A 19111-nucleotide genomic window follows, 5' to 3' on the forward strand; every position below is an offset into this window, starting at 1 on the left:
ATAAAAACTTCTAAAAGAATATTTCTCTGAAAATCTTTATCCAATTGATATTCAATCCCTGACTTTGTATTTTTGGTGATTTACTACCAATCACCGTAATAAAATCTAATTTAATTAGACGCTTATACACTATAACCCTATAAATCGCCTATTTGCCATATTTAAAAGCTCCCCTTTTTAGAGTAAAAACATGCTCTCCTGCAGTCAATTTCACGGGTATATTCTGTCCTGTTCTGTCTGGAAAATAGAGTGTAGCACAACTATTAGCCGGAACAACTACAGTATAAATTATTTTGTTACGTTTCAATTCCCATTTAGAACAAATTTCGCCATAAGGAGAATTGTGCCTAGCTTCAAAACTATTTAAACCTTCAGGGAAATATGGACGCAAAATAATATGTTTAAAACCCGGATTTTCCCAATCAGGGTAAATGCCACCCAAGCCTTTAAAAAACCATCCTCCAATTTCGCCAAACATCATATGATTGTCCGAGATATCACGAGTAGCCTGTAAATCCCAGTTCTCCAATAATGTCGTTGCTCCATTGACAATCCAATGTCCCCATGAAGGATAGGTATCCTGACATGCCAATTTATAAGCAACTTCACTCTGACCATTCTCACTTAGAGCATTCAATATAGCTTTCGCCCCCAATACACCAACATCAAGATGATACCCTCTATTCACCACTTCCTGAGCTAAATTATATGCAACCATCTCCTTCATATCCTCCGGTACAATCCCCCACATCAACGGTACTGCTAATTCTGTCTGCACACCATTTGCATATATACCCGTTTTCTTATTTAAATATTTTTCGTTGATAGCATCCTTTATTTTCTTTGCTAATGCAGAATAGCGAGCATAATCTTCACATTTACCAAAAAGTTTTGCAGCTCGAGCAAGAATTGTAGCATCTACATAAAAATATACAGACGATGTGAGTTCTATTGAAGCATGAGACTTAACTGGAACCCAATCTCCTCTACCCCATGAAGTCAAACCTCCCGGACTATTGCGGTCAACATAATCGACATAACGTTTAATATTCTCATAACAATCAAACAAAAGCTTACTGTCTCCATAAAACAAATAAATATTCCAAGGAATAATTGCTATGGTACTAGTCCAATCCAAACCGTTCTTAGAACCATATCCCCATCCTCCCGTCGGAATAATATCCGGTAAGACACCATTAGGTTGTTGTTCATCTCGATGGTCAGCCAACCATTTTTCATACACCGTAATACCGTCAAAATTATATAATGCGGTCTCAATCGCTAAATGGGCATCACCCGTCCATCCATTTTTTTCTCTCTGCGGACAATCTGTAGGATATCCTACAAAATTAGAAAGATAAGAATTGTTAGTCGCCCTCCACAAACGATTAATTAAAGAATCTGAACTATGAATAAATCCCACTTGCGGTACATCACTATGTATAAAATATGCCGTCAGACTTTCTTTCTCTAACTCAACCGGATTATTCGACGTCACTTCCACATATCTGAAACCCTTATAATTGAACTTAGTTACAAATTTTTCTTCTTCTCCACCTCTTAATGTTATAATATCTGTCTGAAAAGGATCTGAAAGGACCACCGGTTGACAATAAACATCAATATTCGATACATCGACAAGGCCATTTGGATAAATACGTTCTCCATGTTTCAAACGGATAATCGTTCCCGATTCTCCTCTAACCTTCAATGAAGTAATTCCAGCTATATTTCTGCCAAAATCAAAAACATAAGTCGTATCATTTACCCTGTTCAATTTTACAGTATTGACAGTATCAACTACCCGAATAGGATGCATCTGTTGTGCAACAATTTTCTGAGAAGGTGCTGATCGATAAATAACATCCTCCCACCCAGAATCATTAAACTCTATTGTACTCCACCCTTTTTGCTCCTGGCGAGCATCATAATGTACTCCCGTATAAATACTATTGGATATCAACGGCCCTGTAGAAGTCTTCCAATCTTTATCAGAAGACACAACTTCTGTACTCCCATCTTCATATACTATCTTCAAATCTAAACAAAACGTAGGACGATTACGCCAAGGAGCATTATGGAAATTCCATACAGCCAATGACTGATGATTATACCAACCATTTCCTAATAACACCCCCATTACATTCTTTCCTCTCTGTAACTGAGAAGTTACATCATATGTAACATATAGATTGCGTCGGTCATAACGAGTATACATAGGGTCAAGAATATGATTACCCACCCGGCACCCATTAACATAAAGCTCATATAAACCGGCTACGGTAATATACGCTCTAGCCGATTTGACCGATTTTCCTATTTCGAACACTCTCCTAAAATATGGTGCAGATTTATAATAAATATCATGATTATCACTGATCCAAGCACCCTGCCACTGAGAAATATCCATCATTCCAGTTTCAAAACTCTGTACAAAAGACGACGTGCTTTTACCATCTTTATCCCAAACAGTAACCTTCCAATAATATTTCGTAAACGGTTGAAGATCTGAGCCTGCATAAGTCCACAAAGTTCTATCCGATTCTCTTTTTCCCGTATCCCACACAGAAACTTTTTCTTCCACTACACTCAGCGAGTCCGTATCTACGCAAATACGACATGCCGTTTGTAAAGCTCCCGAACGAGAATCTTGCAATTTCCATGCTAAACGAGGATTAGATGCATCAAGACCTATTGGATTGACCAAATATTCACAAGTCAAATCTACCGGTATACATACATCACTTTGACGGGCTTGAATACATGCCCCCATCAACCACAAAGCAATATATAAAAAATGGCTTTTCATTGTATTATTTATTTTTCCGCTTTAAAAGTAATGATAAATTATAAGTCTTACAACATCCATCAATCTCTTCTCATTATATTAAACATGATAAAATTAAACATTAGAAAACATAAAAAATTCCTACCAAAATATGTTAAAAAACACTCTTTCAAATATTTGTCAGGTTCTTTTTTATCATTAAATTTGAAAATTAAAAATTCAATTTATTCAATAAATTATGAATTGATTACAGTTGAAAAATTCGCATAAAATACTGTACACAAAATTATAAGATGAGTTACATACATAAGAATTTACAAACAAATGAAACCATAGAATACAAAGCAAATATACATTGGTTCATCTTTGTTATGCCGATTATAGGGTTGGCATTTGGATACATATTTTATTCAACAAAAACCAGTCTCACACATTATACAGGATTAATAATATTAATCCTAAGTAGTTTCCAATTGCTAAAACGACTACTTTTTAAAATAAGTACAGAATATGTTATCACAAACAAAAGAGTTATATTAAAATCGGGAATATTAAGCAGAGATGCTCTTGAACTCATGGTGAACAAATGTGAGGGTTTACGAATAAATCAAAGTTTCATTGGACGTATCTTTGGATTTGGGTCAATTCTCGTTACTACAGGCGGTGTAACCAACACTTTCAGATTTGTTGCTAATCCAATAAAATTCAGAAACGAAATAAATCGACAAATTTGACTTCTGGAAAGTGTTTAATCTATCAGAGAAAAATCCATTTACTCAAATATATTCCATATTTTTCATTAAACAAATATTAATTAAAATTGAACACTTTCACATCTGCAAGATATAAAAAACTGTCTCAAAATGAAATGCCCCCCAAAAGTTTTATGTCTAACTTTTGGGGGGCATTTCATTTTAGAAAAAAAACACTATTTTTGTAGAACTAACAGAAAAAATATATAGTTGTCCGACAATATGAAATGGCAGTTATGCATATAGCCACATCCAACGAATAGCATTTCCAATCTACGCTATTCAGCAATAAACAGGCTTATAATTTAAGTTTGCATGTTATTATTTTGCCATAATTCCTATTATAAATTTACAAAGATGTTATGCTGCCCAAAAGCGGTATAACTTATTGTATCATATTGGTTTGAACAAATGATTTATACCTACAAAAATATATGGTTCATCACTTTTCCTATAATGATGAGTATTCTGATCGAACAGCTGATAAACATTACCGATACCTTGTTCTTGGGACATGTGGGCAATATAGAATTGGGAGCATCTACTCTTGCCGGAATATGGTTCTTAGCTATTTACATGCTTGGTTTCGGTTTTAGTTTGGGACTACAAGTGATGATTGCACACTGCAATGGGGAACAGCGGTATTCGGAAACGGGAAAAACTTTCTTTCAAGGTTTATCTTTCTTGTTTTCACTAGCGGCTGTTCTTTGTCTGTTATCCAAAACGCTTTCCCCTATCCTCCTGAAGCATCTGATTATTTCAAATGATGTCTACAACGCAGTTGTCCGCTATTTGGACAGTCGCATTTGGGGATTATTTTTCACTTTTCCCTCCCTTGCCTTACGTTCGTTCTTGGTAGGCATTACACAGACAAAAGCCTTGAACGTAGCGGCTTTTACTGCTGTATTGGTAAATATTCCGATGAACTGGCTGCTGATATTCGGATTCGGCATGGGCATATCGGGAGCAGCTATTGCATCGGCCTTTGCAGAACTATGTTCGCTAATAGTCTTGACAACTTATATATTCCGACATATCAATAGACGACTGTACGGTCTGCATTGGAGCATAGATATAACAATACTGAAAGAGGTCTTTTCTATCTCAGTATGGAGTATGCTGCAATTCTTTATGAGTGTAGCCATTTGGTTTCTGTTTTTCTTAGCAATCGAGCGTTTGGGAGAAACGAAACTTGCCGCATCTAATATTGTACGGAGTGTTTCAGCCCTATTTGCCGTCATTGTCAATGCACTGGCAAGTGTTACCAGTTCTTTAGTGAGTAACTTGATTGGAGCAAGAGAAAGAAAGAATGTCTTTCCGCTTTGCCACCGAATTATTCGCTTAGGGTACATAATAGGTATCCCGTTGGTAGCCCTTGCCTTACTTTTCCGCCAACCCATTATCAGAGCCTATACTGAAAATTTGATAATCGTACAAACCGCACAGTTACCGTTTACGGTCATGGTGTTAAATTATTTCTTTGCGTTGCCTGGCTATGTCTATATGAATGCCGTAACCGGGGCGGGAGCAACACGAACAGTCTTCCTATTCCAGGTATCAACCACTATTGCTTATTTGTTCTGTTTATGGGAACTAAGCTGTTGGACTGTTCCGTTGGCTGCTTATTGGTCAGTAGAATATTTATTTGTAATATTGCTCGGTATGCAATCCATTATTTATCTCAAACACAAATTCAGAATTAAATAACACCAAAACGCCCGATTTTACATTATTAAATGTAAAATCGGGCGTTAACTTTCCTACACACTGATTTTCAATGTTTATTGCGGAGAGAGAGGGATTCGAACCCCCGGTACCTTGCAGTACAACGGTTTTCAAGACCGCCGCAATCGACCACTCTGCCACCTCTCCTAAAGAACGAGCTTTCCTTTTCGAAAGCGATGCAAAGGTAGTAAGTTTTTTTTGTCCTCCAAATTTTATAAGATTATTTTTTGAGAAAATTTTTGATTATCTATTTTATATCTTCATTTTTAAGACTTTAGTTAAAATATTTATTTTCCAAACTTATCTTCCTTCCTGGCCCAATACAAAATCATTTTTTAACTTTTCATTTTATTTCTCACAATTACAACATAATTACCCGTCTTCTTGTTATATTTGTAAAAAATGGGAATAGTCCCTTATTCAATTTTATTCAGAACTACTTATGAACAATTTCAACGAAATTATATCTGGAAACAAGCCAGTGTTAGTAGACTTCTTTGCCGAATGGTGCGGCCCTTGCAAAATGATGAAACCCATATTGGAAGAATTAAAAAATATGATTGGTGACTCTGCAACTATCCTAAAAATTGATGTTGACAAGAATCAGGCTATTGCTTCAAAATATGGAATTCAATCAGTTCCAACTCTTATAATTTTTAAAAAAGGAGAAATAGTCTGGCGCCAATCAGGTGTCATGCAAGCCCCAATTCTAAAAGACTTACTTAAAAACTACAAATAATTACATCAACCTATTAACAAATCAACAAATGAAAAAAAGCAAATTTGCATTTGTTCTCATACTCATAGTATGTATGTGTATGCCGGCAATAGCCCAAAAGGAAAAAAATAGTCTTGTAAAACAGATGACGACAAATCAGTTTAAAACTCAAATATGGAATTACAGTTCTAATAAAGAGTGGAAATTCTTAGGAAACAAACCCGCTATTATAGATTTATATGCAGATTGGTGCCCACCTTGTCGTAAATTAGCACCCATTCTGGCTGAAATTGCACAAGAATATGCAGGAAAAATAGATGTTTTCAAAATTAATGTAGATAATGAACCTGAGCTTGCTCAACTATTCAATGCCAGTAGCATCCCTCTAATGGTATTCATACCCAAAGACGAAAAACCTACTTTGGTAAAAGGATTACGTCCTAAAGATCAAATCGAAAAAATCATAAATTCCGTACTGTTTAATACTAAAAAATAGTAATCTGTTAGAACACAAATAAATCCTTTTAAAATTAAAATTGTGTAAACAAACATCACGAACATCAAGAGAATATAACAAATATCTTGGTGTTCGTATTGCTTTTATCTACCTTTGTGCTGGTTGAAAAAGTATTTTTTATTATGAACTTATATTTAAAATTGTTCTTTACCTTTTTCAAAATTGGAGCTTTTACTTTCGGTGGTGGTTGGGCCATGATTTCAATTATCGAACGTGAGGTGGTCGATAATCATAAATGGCTTGATAAAGATGAATTTCTTGATGCACTCGCTATTTCCCAATCTTTACCTGGGATTTTAGCTGTTAATATTTCAATCATGGTAGGGAACAAAGTTAGAGGGCTCAAAGGCTGTATTATTTCTACTTTAGGGACAGTCCTTCCATCTTTTATCCTTATACTACTTATTGCTATATTTTTCTCTAAATCATATGATAATCCAATAGTAGAACGTATTTTCAAAGGGATTCGTCCTGCAGTTGTTGCTTTGATAATCGCACCAGTACTTACTACTGCCAAATCAGCAAAAATAAATATAAAGAATATATGGATACCAATAACTGTAGCTTTACTCATTTGGTTAGCTGGTATCTCCCCTATATATTTTGTACTGGCTGGTGGATTTGGAGGAATAGTATATTATAAATATATCGATAGAAAACGAAAAGGCAATATAAAGAAAAGAGGGGAATAATAATGGTTTATCTTAATTTGTTAATAGCCTATCTAAAAATAGGGTTATTCGGCTTCGGTGGCGGATACGCAATGTTGTCTTTAATACAACACGAAGCTGTCGAAGTAATTCATATGGGAGAATCTTCTCCCTGGCTTACGTCCAAAGAATTTACCGATATTGTAGCTATCTCGCAAATGACACCTGGACCCATAGGTATTAATAGTGCCACATACATCGGATATGTAGCTACAAATGGAAATATTTGGGGATCAGTATTAGCAACTACAGCCGTATGTTTACCATCTTTTATTTTAGTGTTACTTATCAGTCACATCCTTTTACGGCACAAAGACAACACATATATAAAGAGTGTCTTTTCCGGATTACGCCCTGTTGTAGTAGGATTGATTGCCTCGGCTGCTCTTATATTGATGAACAAAGAAAATTTTCCAGATTATACTTCCAGCATATTGATCGCTATCGGAGCCTTTATTCTCGTACGATACACTAAAATTCACCCGATTTGGGTAATTGTGCTTGCCGGTACTGCTGGATTTTTTATCTATTAAAATGCATAAAACATATGACATACGAACAAACTTTAGATTATCTATACAACCAATTACCTGTATTCCAGCAAATCGGAGCAAAAGCATATAAGCCAGGATTACAAAACAGCGAAGCTTTAGACAGATATTTCGGGTATCCGCACCGAAAGTTCAAGACTATTCATATAGCCGGAACTAACGGCAAAGGTTCTACATCACATCTATTGGCTGCAATTCTCCAAAAAAGTGGATATAAAACAGGACTATATACTTCACCTCACTTAATAGATTTCAGAGAAAGAATCCGGGTAAATGGAGAAATGATCTCCCAATCATATATTATCAATTTCACAGAAAAACACATACCGAAAACTAAAAATATCCATCCTTCGTTTTTTGAACTTACTATGATGATGGCTTTCGACTATTTTGCTTATTGTCAAGTTGATGTTGCAATTATCGAAACAGGATTAGGAGGTCGATTGGATAGCACAAATATTATTTCTCCGGACTTGGCTATTATCACAAATATCAGTTATGACCATATGCAATTTTTAGGACACACATTACCAGAAATTGCCCGAGAAAAAGCAGGTATCATAAAAGAAGGCATTCCTGTTATTATTGGGGAGGCTGATGGAGAGGTGAGAAAAGTATTTATAGATAAAGCAAAAGAAATCGGTGCACCTATTTTATTTGCCGAAGAAGAACATCCGATACAGGATGCACACTTTACTCCTGAAGGTAAATGGGTATTCGAATCAAAATCATATCCTCACCTTATAGGAGAATTAGGAGGCTTTTGTCAAGAAAAAAATGCAGCAACTGTATTAACTGCCATAAAAGTTCTTTCTAAAATAGGTTATACTTTATCCCAAAGTGCCATATATGAGGGGTTTGCTCATGTCACTACCCTTACCGGATTACAAGGCCGATGGCAAAAAATACAAAATAATCCTACAGTTATCTGCGATACAGGCCATAATACAGGAGGGATGCAATATATCGCTCGACAAATATCATCTCAAACTTATGATACATTAAGAATCGTTATCGGTATGGTAAATGATAAAGACATCAACGGTGTTCTTGCCTTGTTACCCCAAAATGCAACTTACTATTTCACTCAAGCCTCTATTCCCAGGGCTCTACCCGCTCATGAAATGAAAACAGCTGCTCTACATTTCGGCCTATCCGGAAAAACTTACAATACTGTCGAAGATGCTTATATACATGCTTTGGAAGAAAGCCAACCGAATGATTTTATATTTATAGGAGGCAGTACTTTTATTGTAGCTGATTTATTAAAGTACTTGAATAGAAACAGTTAAAAAAACAACATATACATAAATTTTTCTACTTTCTCTTAAAGAGAAAGTAGAAAATACCTTGAATATAAATTTTGCAACTATTTCATTGCTATTACTTCTATTTCAATCTGACTATTTTTTGGTAATTCTTTCACTGCCACTGCTGAACGAGCAGGATAGTCATTTGTAAAATATCGAGCATATACCTCATTCATTTCCGAAAACAGGGCCATGTCTGTTAAAAAAACAGTCGTCTTAACAACCTGTCCCATAGAACATCCCGCTTGTTTAAGAAGAGCCTCTATATTCTTTAAAATTTGCTCTGTTTGTATAGCAATATTTCCAGTCACCATATTACCCGAGAAAGGATCAATTGGTAACATTCCTGAAAGAAAAACCAAATTTCCAGCTTCTATAGCCTGACTATACGGACCGATAGCTGCCGGAGCATTTGATGTTGAAATTACTTTTTTCATAGGACTTCAATTTTATTTAAATACTAAGCTATAATTTCCTTTAAAACAAATTTTTCAACAACATGTGCCACACCATCTTCTTCATTAGAACATGTTACATAATCAGCACAAGCTTTTACATCATCACAAGCATTAGCCATCGCGACTCCTAAACCTGCAAAACGAATCATTGATACATCATTGTATCCATCACCACAAGCTATTATTTCGTCCTGTGAGATTTTTAGATAATTAAGAAGATATTCCAAAGACTTAGCCTTATCAATACTTTGAGGAACCAGCTCTAAAAAGAATGGTTCCGAGCGATAAACACTCATTATATTTCCTAATTTTTCCTGTAATTGCTTTTCAGCCTTGGCTATCTTTCCACTTTCTCCAACCATTAAACATTTTGTTACAGGAAAATTTAAAGCATGAGTAAAAGAATCGACTCTCTCAATATTCATCTTATTCAGATTAGCTTCTATCAAAACATATTTATCCTCTGGATGTTCAGTAAGAATAGATTTATCTTTATATGATAATATCGCAGTGCCATATTCTTTTGACGCTCGATAAAGATGAGGTATCACATCTGAGGGCAATATCATCTCAAACAAAACTTTTTTTGTCTTATAATCAACGATTTTCCCTCCATTGTAAGATAAAATAAATCCTCCGTATTTTGATAGTTCCAACTCTTCTGCCAAAGGTATGATACCACATGTCGGCCTACCCGAAGCCAGCACAATCTTCATTCCTTTTTGTTGTACCCTGAGTAAAACTTGTTTTGTACGTAAAGTAATTTCTTTTTTTGCATTTGTTAATGTTCCGTCCAAATCTAAAACAATTAGCTTATACATTATCTATCATTATAAATTTGGAACAAAGGTACAATAAAGAGAACAATTTATATGTCCGAGATTAAAATAAAAAGAGATTATCTATTCTACAAATAAATAACTTAAATAATAAATTATATATTAAAAATTTTCACCTAAAACATAAGGCTTATATGCACATCGCTATAGATAAATTATTTAAAGATATATATATTCTAAAACGAACCTACTTCCAAATACTTTCAGGTACACGAGATGAGCCTATCCATGTAAGCCTTTTCCAAATACCTTCAAAAATTCCATGTTTATGGCCTTTCATCCACCAAATACAAAATATCCACTGAGAAAGGAATAATACTATACCAAACAAAAAACTATATGTTATCCCCATATATTGTCCCAAATAAAATCCCCAATGATAAAAGAATAACGAACCTACTATAGATTGTCCTATATAATTTGTCATACTCATTTTTCCATAGGGAGCAAAACGCATAAAAAATGACTTATCTTTTACATGATAAAATACTAACAATAATCCCGTTACCAATATCACCATAAAACTCAGATTTGCCAGTGAACTTATAATTAATTGTAATGGAACAAGAATAGCTCCACGAGAAATATAATCCGGCAACATATTATTAATACCGTATAGAGGGAAAAAGCAAATAAGGCCTAAAATTAAAGCCTTTATCCAAAACCACTCGTTCTCCGGTGTGTGTATAAAAAGTTTTTTCCGACCAACTAACAACCCCAACAAAAATAACCCGGCAGTTTGTAGAATACGGCCATGTTCAAGAGCCCACGTCATATTTGCCAATTGTCCTTCCCACAAATTCATTTTTATTGTATCACCCAAAGAGCCATTGGATTGTACTTCATACGCTACACCAAAATAATAACGCGCCAAGCTCTCCCCTATTTCGTAATCTGTATTACATAATGCATATATTATTTTACCCCAATCTAAAGGCTGTAACAACAATATCGTTGACAATACAAGAAGCGTCTTATTACTTACTCTACAAAACAATACCAGGACTATGCCTATGATAGCGTACATTGTCAATATCTCACCCGTGAAGAACATCGCATTGAATTGCCCAATTACAAAAAGTATAAATAACCGCCATAAAAACCGTAAACGAAAATCCTCTCCACGACGTCTTTGATTATCATCTTGAATATAAAAGCTAAATCCAAACAATAATGCAAAAACTGCATAAGCTTTGCCACTAAAAGCAAAAAACAATCCGTTCCATATCGCCTTATCGGTAAATTGCATCCATTTAAACGGAGAGCTATCAGGAAACTGATAAAAATTAAAATGCTCTATACTATGCAAGATAATAATGCCCATTACCGCCAACCCTCTAAGTACGTCTGCCACATCAACTCTGGCATTTGGCTTAGCCATATCTAACTCCATGATATCAAATTTACGTATTATTCTATATTCTTATTTGGATGAAATCTTTATGAACGGGAACAAAAATAGTATAAAGTATGTAGAGTATAAAAAATATATACAAAAAAAACTTTATTTATGACAATAAACAAATGACTTGATACATGATGTAACGCCTAAATTATTCCGTAAAATTCGATAGTACATAAAAAAAACAGGCTTCATATCAGCCTGTCTTTTTTACAAAAAGAAATATAATTTTATCTCTATTGTTTCAACAAGATTTTCAATTCTTTCTGGCTTGTAGCATCAAAAGAAATAGTTTGAGGTTGATAAGATATCATGCTTATCTGGATATTACAGTCCTTACACACTCCCGATACTTTAAACTGACCATCTAAATCAGTAAAGACTTTTTTCCCATTTACCATTACTGTTACTCCCGGTAAAGACTCTCCCGCCTCATCAGTCACCATTCCTTTTACCGTATATACTTCAACCATTTTTCCAGATGACGCTGTAGCATTTTCATTTGTATTCTTATCAGATGCATAACTACTCAATGTTATACATACCATTATCATTATCCAAAATACTTTTTTCATTTTATCTATTTTTTATTATTATTTAGTGCAAATAAAACATGTACTTATTACGATAAAATGACAAAACGTATACAGAAAAATGAAAAATATATTTCATTCTATCAAACGGCAACGAGAATGTAGCATATGCGTATACCTATCCATATCTTTCCTAAAAATACCTTGGTTATCAATAGTATCTATCCGCACACTACCCGATGCATGTATTATTGTATTTGGTGTCAGAATAATTCCTACATGTATTACCTTTCCTTCAGAATTAGAAAAAAACGCTAAATCTCCAGGAGCTGATATTTCATGTTGTTCCAAGCGACGGCCACATAACGCTTGCTCCCGAGCATCACGAGGCAACCGAATTCCCTGAATAGCAAATACCGTTTGTATAAATCCGGAACAGTCTGTTCCTAATATATGCCTACCACCCCATAGATAAGGAGCATTCAACCATTTACGAGCGTCATTTATCAAAGCTCCAGCTCCTCTCCATTGTGGGTCAATCACTGATCCACTTATCAGACGTCCAGAAAGTGGTCCTAATGAGAAAGTTTGCAATGCATCATCATAAAAAGGTAAACGACTTCCTGAAGAAAGAATTACTGTGGAGCTCGTAATATTATCATATATTTCAGCAAAAGGGGAGCTTACAATAAAGTATGACTCCTGTATAGACTGCCATATCTTTTCATCAACAAAACTGGCCATTTTCCAATCTATCCAGCCTTTGTATCCATCAATTGAAGATTCTATATAATACCAACGACCTTCATCCTGAAGAACTGTAAAAGCTTCCCCGTATATGAGTTGATTAACCATTTCACTGGTTTCGGACCTCTCTTTCCTCATCGGAATGACCGGATATTTCGCTATTGCTCTTTGCATATTACTTACTTAAAGCGTTTTGTAATTTCATCATTTGAAAGAATAGATATGACTGTTTTACCGTCCGGAGTATAATTGGGCATAACCGAAGCCAGCAAATCACCAACTAATTGTTCCATTTCAAGACTCGAAAGAACCTGTCCATAAGGAATAGCCGCTGCTTCAGCTAATGATAAAGCTAATCGCTCATGAATATCGGCTTTTACATCTCGCCCCTTTTCTGTGGCAGTTTCCAGCATATTCCAGATTAAAGTCTCAATATTCACTCCCTCTATACCTGAAGGAATACCATTTACAGAATAAGCATTATTCCCCATGTCAGACAAATCAAAACCTAAAAATTGTAAATCAGCCATTATATTTTGTAGTATGGCCACCTGTGCTGTTGTCAATTGTATAATTTCAGGAAATAGTGTTCGTTGAGAAACACCTTGTTTTGCCTGAATACATGACATATAACGGTCAAATAAGATACGGACATGAGCCCTGTATTGGTCTACTATCATCAAACCCGATTTTACATTTGTCAATATATATCGACCTCTTATTTGCATAAAACTTCCACCAGTATCTCCCATATTATCTGTAGATATTACCGATTGTACTATCAAACTCTCTTCAGAGAGCTCATCATCTTCCCTATCAATTGCAGAAGCAAATATTTCGGATTCTTCCTCTTTGCCCGCCACAGGAACTTGTCCTGACGTAAACCCTGCGTATAATTTATTCCAATCAAAATCGGGACGACGGCTGTTTCCTCCTGTAGACATCTTAAAAGGATTATACGAAGGATTAAAGTTAGACTTAGGAGGTGCAACTGGATTATTTTTTTGAAAGATTGGAATATCAGGAGCATCGGTCATATCAAAGTCTATAGAAGGCACAGCACTGAATTTTCCTAATGCTTCTTTTACTGTCGCTGAAATAATCTGCCATATGGCTTGCTCATTCTCAAATTTTATTTCGGTTTTCGTCGGATGTATGTTAACGTCTATTTGAGAAGGCTCTACTGTAAAATTAATAAAATAATTCGGCATCTCACCTACAGGAATCAACTGTTCATAGCTCTGCATCACAGCCTTATGGAAATAAGGATGTCTCATATATCTCCCATTTACAAAAAAATACTGCAAAGCATTACGCTTACGAGCAGCTTCCGGCTTACCAATATAACCAGATATCTTTATCAATGAAGTTTCTATTTCCAAAGGCAGTAACTGTTGATTCATGCCTTTTCCATAAATGGAAACAATACGTTGCCTGAAATTACCCGGCTGAAGATTGAACAATTCATTATCATTATGTTTCAGAATAAATGATACTTCAGGATTTATCAAAGCAATACGTTCAAATTCATTAATAATATTACTTAACTCAACTTGATTGGATTTTAAAAACTTACGTCGAGCAGGAACATTGTAAAAAATATTTTTAACACAAAAATTTGAACCCGTAGGACACGACACACATTCCTGTGATTCTACCGTAGAGGCAGCCAACGTAATCAAAGTCCCCATCTCATCTTCTTTCCGCTTCGTTCGCAACTCTACCTGAGCTATAGCAGCAATAGATGCAAGAGCCTCACCTCTAAATCCCATAGTATGCAACGAAAACAAATCATCTGCCACTTTAATTTTTGACGTCGCATGTCTTTCAAAAGCAAGCCGGGCATCTGTAGCAGACATTCCCTTTCCATTATCTATCACTTGTATCAAAGTACGTCCTGCATCTTTCAAAATAACCTGAATCGAACTAGCTTTTGCATCGACAGCATTTTCCACCAATTCTTTTATAACTGAAGCCGGACGCTGTATTACTTCTCCTGCTGCTATCTGATTCGCTACTGAGTCAGGTAATAACTGTATAATATCACTCATGATGCTACAAAATGGTATTAATTCATTTATCTATTGATTGCTGAAACGGCGTTTCTTTTTCGGCATATCAGTTACTTGTTTCACAATTTTCCGAAATATATCTGCCGAGTCTTTAGGTCTATAGTCTTCAAACCATTGATAATCGGGTAAAAAAAGCTGATCCCTCTTTATCATAGGAACAGGAGTCAGGCTTCCCTGCACTTCAGGCCACATTATAAGTTTATCCATTTTCTGGTCCTTCAAAAACATTGTGAGAAAACTACTCTCTGCACGATTCAAACCTGTGTATGAAGAATCTCTTTCCTGAGGATAAAATATTGTCTGCACGTTTCCACTAACATCTACTTTATCCAACTGTCCCCCTTTAAAATAAGCCTTCAGATCTTTCCCTGCCAACTGATCAAAGAACAAAGAATCCTTCTGTTGCGCAGCAAATGCAAAATGAGGAATATGAGCCCAATCTACTGTACTATCATTCATAAATACCTTTATCGTATCTCCAAATATTTGATAATTATCACTCCATACAATCGGATCCTTATACATATATATTGCTGAATCCCGAGTAAAATAATTCATCGAATCACATACACCCTGCATATCATTACGAAAAAACCGCGTTCCGTAATAAGCCTGCAACATACGAGTAGAATCGGGTAATGTAAAACCTTTCAAAGTATCAGCATGCAAATATAATGTATCTATCCCCGAATATTCCAACACCCGAGCCGAATCGGTTGCAAACGAATATTCTGTTTTTTCATTATAAAAACCATACTGACCCTCCATAATAACTTTCCGTAACGTATCGTTCATAAACATATTTCCGAATACCTCACCAAACCCTCTGTCCCTATCATAATAAATAGTATCACCCGTCAATTGCTGGCTTTTACTGACAACGATAGAACGGTCAAGCAACATGGATGTGTTATTCTGGGTATCGTACCATCCCCTTCTCGAATAAATAATATTACTATCCGAAACTATTACGGACGTGCCCAAAATATCTGCAATCTTTGTTACTGTGCTATACTCCAATGTATCGGAATACAATGTGTATTCTGGATTTACCAACTGCACATCATAATTAAATACCGCCCGTTTAGTATCCGGACTATATTGACCATAAATAGAGGTCAATTCATTTTCACTATCAACTAATTTACCTCCTTCAAAAAAATATCCGATATTAGGAACCAAATCATAATTAAGGCTATCTGTAAAAAGTACCATATCTTGATTTTCCATTCTCACATTTTCACGAAGACGGGCAATTTGCGTCACCCCATCATAGAACATGACATCACTATAAACAAACAATGTGTCTCCTTGCTCCATGCGTACATTACCGAAAGCATCTAAAGAATTACTTGCCTCATAAAAATAGGCACTATCACAAAACATATACATGCCTTCTTTACGAAAACGAACATTTCCTCTCAATATCTGATAATCAGGATTCAATTTTTCATCAAAATCAAGTGTCTCAGCAAATTCCAAATAAACTTTTTTCTGCGGATCATCTTTAACTGATGTCTTTGCTAAATGTTTGATTTTAGGAGGGTTCGGTCTATGTTGTGCCCATACACAAAGAACCAACAGGCATAAGATACCTACCAATATCTTATGCCTGTTCAAATATAAAAATCTATTTTTTCTACGCATCGAATCTATGATACCTTATTTCACTCTTTATTGCCTTACCCAACCGTCATATTTAAATTCACAATTTCGCCAGCCTTCCTTAATACGGATATAGGTTTCTTTCTGTTTCTTTTTGATCCATTCCTGAATAAGCTCATGTTGCTTAGCATTCTCTACAATACTTTTCAAAGCTTGATAATCATCTGAAATATTAGCTTTATGCCCTTCTGTCCGAGATTTCAACTTAACTATAGCAACAACCTCTTTTCCCCTCTTTTGGTTGATCATTGTAAATGGAGCGGATATATCCCCTACTTCCATTCCATCTACCACTTTGGCTATTTCTTGCGGTAAATTACGCATTTCAAATTTTGTTGTACCTGACTCCTGATTTACCATCAAGCCACTGTTATTCCGAGTGTCCTTATCCTGAGAAATATATTGTGCAGCTTCTTCAAATGTAAATTTTTTAGCATTAATATCCATCTTTAAAGAATCAAGTCGAGAAACAGCATCATCAATATCTTTCTGTGCAACCTCTGGCTTCAATAAAATATGACGTGTATTAATACGATCCCCTCGTTTCTCAATGAGCTGTATAATATGGTAACCAAACTCAGTTTCCACTATCTTAGAAACTTTCTTCGGGTCATTCAAATTAAAAGCGACATTGGCATACTCAGGAACAAGACTTCCTCTTCCCATAAAACCCAACTCACCTCCCATACGAGCTGAGCCCGGATCTTGCGAATACATAATCGCTAATGTAGAAAAGTCTGCTTCTCCTTTCATTACCCGGTCACTATACTCCCTCAATCGAGCTTTTATATTATCTATTTCCTGTTGCGGTATTTTCGGATTGATTGTTATTATCTGCACTTCTACCTGTGTAGGAATATAAGGAATACTGTCTATAGGCAAACCACTAAAATATCGACGAACTTCAGATGGCGTAATCTTTATATCTTTCACCAAATGGCGCTGCATTTCCTGTACAGTACCCTGTTCACGAACCATATCAGTAAGCTCTTCCCGTATCTGAGACAATGGCTTATTAAAGTATTCTTCCAGCTTCTCTTTAGAACCTATATTCGCAATAAAATAGTTCATACGAGCCTCCACTTGCTGTATAACCTGAGATTCCGGAATACTAATACTATCAAGTTTCGCCTGATGTAAAAACAGTTTTTGTATTGCTATCTGTTCCGGAATGACACAATAAGGATCACCATCAATTTTCTGTCCTTCGTATTGCAAATTTCGATATTGCTCTTCTACTTCTGACCTCAAAATAGCATCGTCTCCAACGATCCAGACGACTTCATCTACAACATTATCCTGAGCAACAACCGACAGTACAGGTATTACCATCAGGAACACCAGCCCTATAACTCTCGTTAACTTTCGCATCTTATCTTTTTTTATATAACATTTGTCTAACTTTCATATCTTCATTTTTCTCCTTGAAGACCCGGAAACTCTATTTCTCCTTTCTTAAAAGCCTCATCGTAAAGTTCCCTTTGAGTATTACGTATAAATTCATTTTTACGATGATTCAGCAATATCTCTTCTATTTGTTTCCGCGCAAAATCAAAAGGCATTTCACTACCTTCTGTAAGAACATCGCTAATATTCAACAAATATAAATAAGAGCTATCCTGATATTCTATATTATGATGTGTTCGCAAAAAAGCAGTTTCATCTGAAATTTCATAAGGAATATTATTCATTACTTCCTTAAAAGGTATCCATCGATCATAAAAATATTCATAAATTACAGCATTCTGTAATCCATATTTCTCAATATTCTCTACGGCTTCAGACTTGCCCGATTTATACCATTTTTTCAACTGATTTATTCTAGGGGAATTATATGGAACTTTTAGAAAAAGCCCTTTAATAATCCCCGACTTCAATTTAAAACGGCCAGGATTAGCCTCATAATAGGCTTTTATTTCTGATTCAGGTATCTTTCTTGATAACTTTTCATTCATAAGCTGCTTTTGATACTCAAAAATAACTAAATCTCTCCTGTATTGCTCAATCATCCGTTCTATACGCACCATATCAGGAAGATTTTCTGCTGCAACATCATACAACAAAATATCTTCCGCCCATTGTTTTACAAAATTATCAGCAAATGTTGCACTATCTACCACTGATAATCCCCTCGGCAAAGCCTCATTCAACTCGGCTCGTGTAAGAATATGGTCTCCTACCTTTACTAAAACATCATTCTCACTGCCGCTACCCGTGTTTTTCCCTCTACATCCCATAAAGAAATGTATTGCTAACAAACCAGCCATCGACAATGAGAATAATCTATACATAAAATGAGTCTTATCTTGTACATTTATATCAGG

17 protein-coding genes and 1 tRNA gene are annotated in these 19111 nt (G+C 35.4%); 7 read left to right on the forward strand and 11 right to left on the reverse strand.

The genetic code is table 11. The features are described 5' to 3' along the window. Positions 1–148 precede the first annotated feature (148 nt). Positions 149–2809: an alpha-L-rhamnosidase gene (locus BN2628_RS06075; RefSeq protein WP_044230233.1), complete on the reverse strand. Its 2661-nt coding sequence runs from the start codon at positions 2807–2809 to the stop codon at positions 149–151. A gap of 272 nt (positions 2810–3081) precedes the next feature. Between BN2628_RS06075 and BN2628_RS06080 the strand changes: the two genes are divergently transcribed. Further along, complete coding sequence (locus BN2628_RS06080) at positions 3082–3522, forward strand: PH domain-containing protein (RefSeq protein ID WP_055096522.1); 441 nt, start codon at positions 3082–3084, stop codon at positions 3520–3522. A 429-nt stretch (positions 3523–3951) separates the two neighbouring features. Then, a complete protein-coding gene (locus BN2628_RS06085) occupies positions 3952–5247 on the forward strand; it encodes an MATE family efflux transporter (RefSeq protein ID WP_044230228.1) in 1296 nt (431 codons plus the stop codon). Positions 5248–5327: 80 nt separating this feature from the next. Here BN2628_RS06085 and BN2628_RS06090 read toward each other — a convergent pair. Continuing rightward, a tRNA-Ser gene (locus BN2628_RS06090) sits at positions 5328–5412 on the reverse strand. A gap of 295 nt (positions 5413–5707) precedes the next feature. On the opposite strand from BN2628_RS06090, the gene trxA reads away from it, so the two are divergent. The 5 genes from trxA (at position 5708) to BN2628_RS06115 (ending at position 9053) form a co-directional block, all read left to right on the forward strand. Further along, positions 5708–6004, forward strand: coding sequence for a thioredoxin (trxA, locus tag BN2628_RS06095; protein WP_044230227.1), 297 nt, complete (start codon positions 5708–5710; stop codon positions 6002–6004). Positions 6005–6032: 28 nt separating this feature from the next. Further along, positions 6033–6479 carry a thioredoxin family protein gene (locus BN2628_RS06100; RefSeq protein WP_044230225.1) on the forward strand — a complete coding sequence of 149 codons (447 nt, stop codon included), beginning with the start codon at positions 6033–6035 and terminating at the stop codon, positions 6477–6479. Between the two features lie 143 nt (positions 6480–6622). Then, positions 6623–7192, forward strand: a complete 570-nt coding sequence (locus BN2628_RS06105) for a chromate transporter (protein ID WP_044230224.1) — start codon at positions 6623–6625, stop codon at positions 7190–7192. Between the two features lie 2 nt (positions 7193–7194). Beyond that, positions 7195–7743 carry a chromate transporter gene (locus BN2628_RS06110; protein ID WP_044230222.1) on the forward strand — a complete coding sequence of 183 codons (549 nt, stop codon included), beginning with the start codon at positions 7195–7197 and terminating at the stop codon, positions 7741–7743. Between the two features lie 14 nt (positions 7744–7757). Then, the gene (locus BN2628_RS06115; protein ID WP_044230221.1) at positions 7758–9053 is read left to right on the forward strand and encodes a bifunctional folylpolyglutamate synthase/dihydrofolate synthase; all 1296 of its coding nucleotides are present in this window, start codon (positions 7758–7760) and stop codon (positions 9051–9053) included. A gap of 77 nt (positions 9054–9130) precedes the next feature. Here the strand turns inward: BN2628_RS06115 and BN2628_RS06120 are convergent, their stop codons facing one another. From BN2628_RS06120 to BN2628_RS06160, 9 genes are all read right to left on the reverse strand, one after another. Continuing rightward, positions 9131–9508, reverse strand: coding sequence for a RidA family protein (locus BN2628_RS06120; protein WP_044230219.1), 378 nt, complete (start codon positions 9506–9508; stop codon positions 9131–9133). A gap of 23 nt (positions 9509–9531) precedes the next feature. Then, the gene (locus tag BN2628_RS06125; protein WP_044230216.1) at positions 9532–10353 is read right to left on the reverse strand and encodes a Cof-type HAD-IIB family hydrolase; all 822 of its coding nucleotides are present in this window, start codon (positions 10351–10353) and stop codon (positions 9532–9534) included. Between the two features lie 202 nt (positions 10354–10555). After that, positions 10556–11761 (reverse strand): DUF418 domain-containing protein, encoded by a 1206-nt coding sequence (locus tag BN2628_RS06130; protein WP_044230214.1) that lies wholly within the window; start codon positions 11759–11761, stop codon positions 10556–10558. Positions 11762–12006: 245 nt separating this feature from the next. Beyond that, positions 12007–12345 carry a carboxypeptidase-like regulatory domain-containing protein gene (locus tag BN2628_RS06135; RefSeq protein ID WP_044230212.1) on the reverse strand — a complete coding sequence of 113 codons (339 nt, stop codon included), beginning with the start codon at positions 12343–12345 and terminating at the stop codon, positions 12007–12009. A gap of 93 nt (positions 12346–12438) precedes the next feature. Continuing rightward, a complete protein-coding gene (locus BN2628_RS06140) occupies positions 12439–13224 on the reverse strand; it encodes a C40 family peptidase (RefSeq protein WP_044230210.1) in 786 nt (261 codons plus the stop codon). A 5-nt stretch (positions 13225–13229) separates the two neighbouring features. Beyond that, complete coding sequence (mutL, locus tag BN2628_RS06145) at positions 13230–15101, reverse strand: DNA mismatch repair endonuclease MutL (protein ID WP_044230209.1); 1872 nt, start codon at positions 15099–15101, stop codon at positions 13230–13232. Between the two features lie 30 nt (positions 15102–15131). Then, complete coding sequence (locus BN2628_RS06150; RefSeq protein ID WP_055096525.1) at positions 15132–16769, reverse strand: OstA-like protein; 1638 nt, start codon at positions 16767–16769, stop codon at positions 15132–15134. Between the two features lie 27 nt (positions 16770–16796). Next, entirely contained in the window at positions 16797–18158 is a 1362-nt protein-coding gene (locus tag BN2628_RS06155) for a peptidylprolyl isomerase (RefSeq protein WP_055096527.1), read from the reverse strand. A 41-nt stretch (positions 18159–18199) separates the two neighbouring features. Then, positions 18200–19078, reverse strand: a complete 879-nt coding sequence (locus BN2628_RS06160; RefSeq protein ID WP_055096529.1) for a peptidylprolyl isomerase — start codon at positions 19076–19078, stop codon at positions 18200–18202. Positions 19079–19111 lie beyond the last annotated feature (33 nt).

This window comes from Gabonia massiliensis, assembly GCF_001403595.1.
In the GTDB taxonomy this organism is placed as follows: Bacteria; Bacteroidota; Bacteroidia; order Bacteroidales; family Coprobacteraceae; genus Coprobacter; species Coprobacter secundus.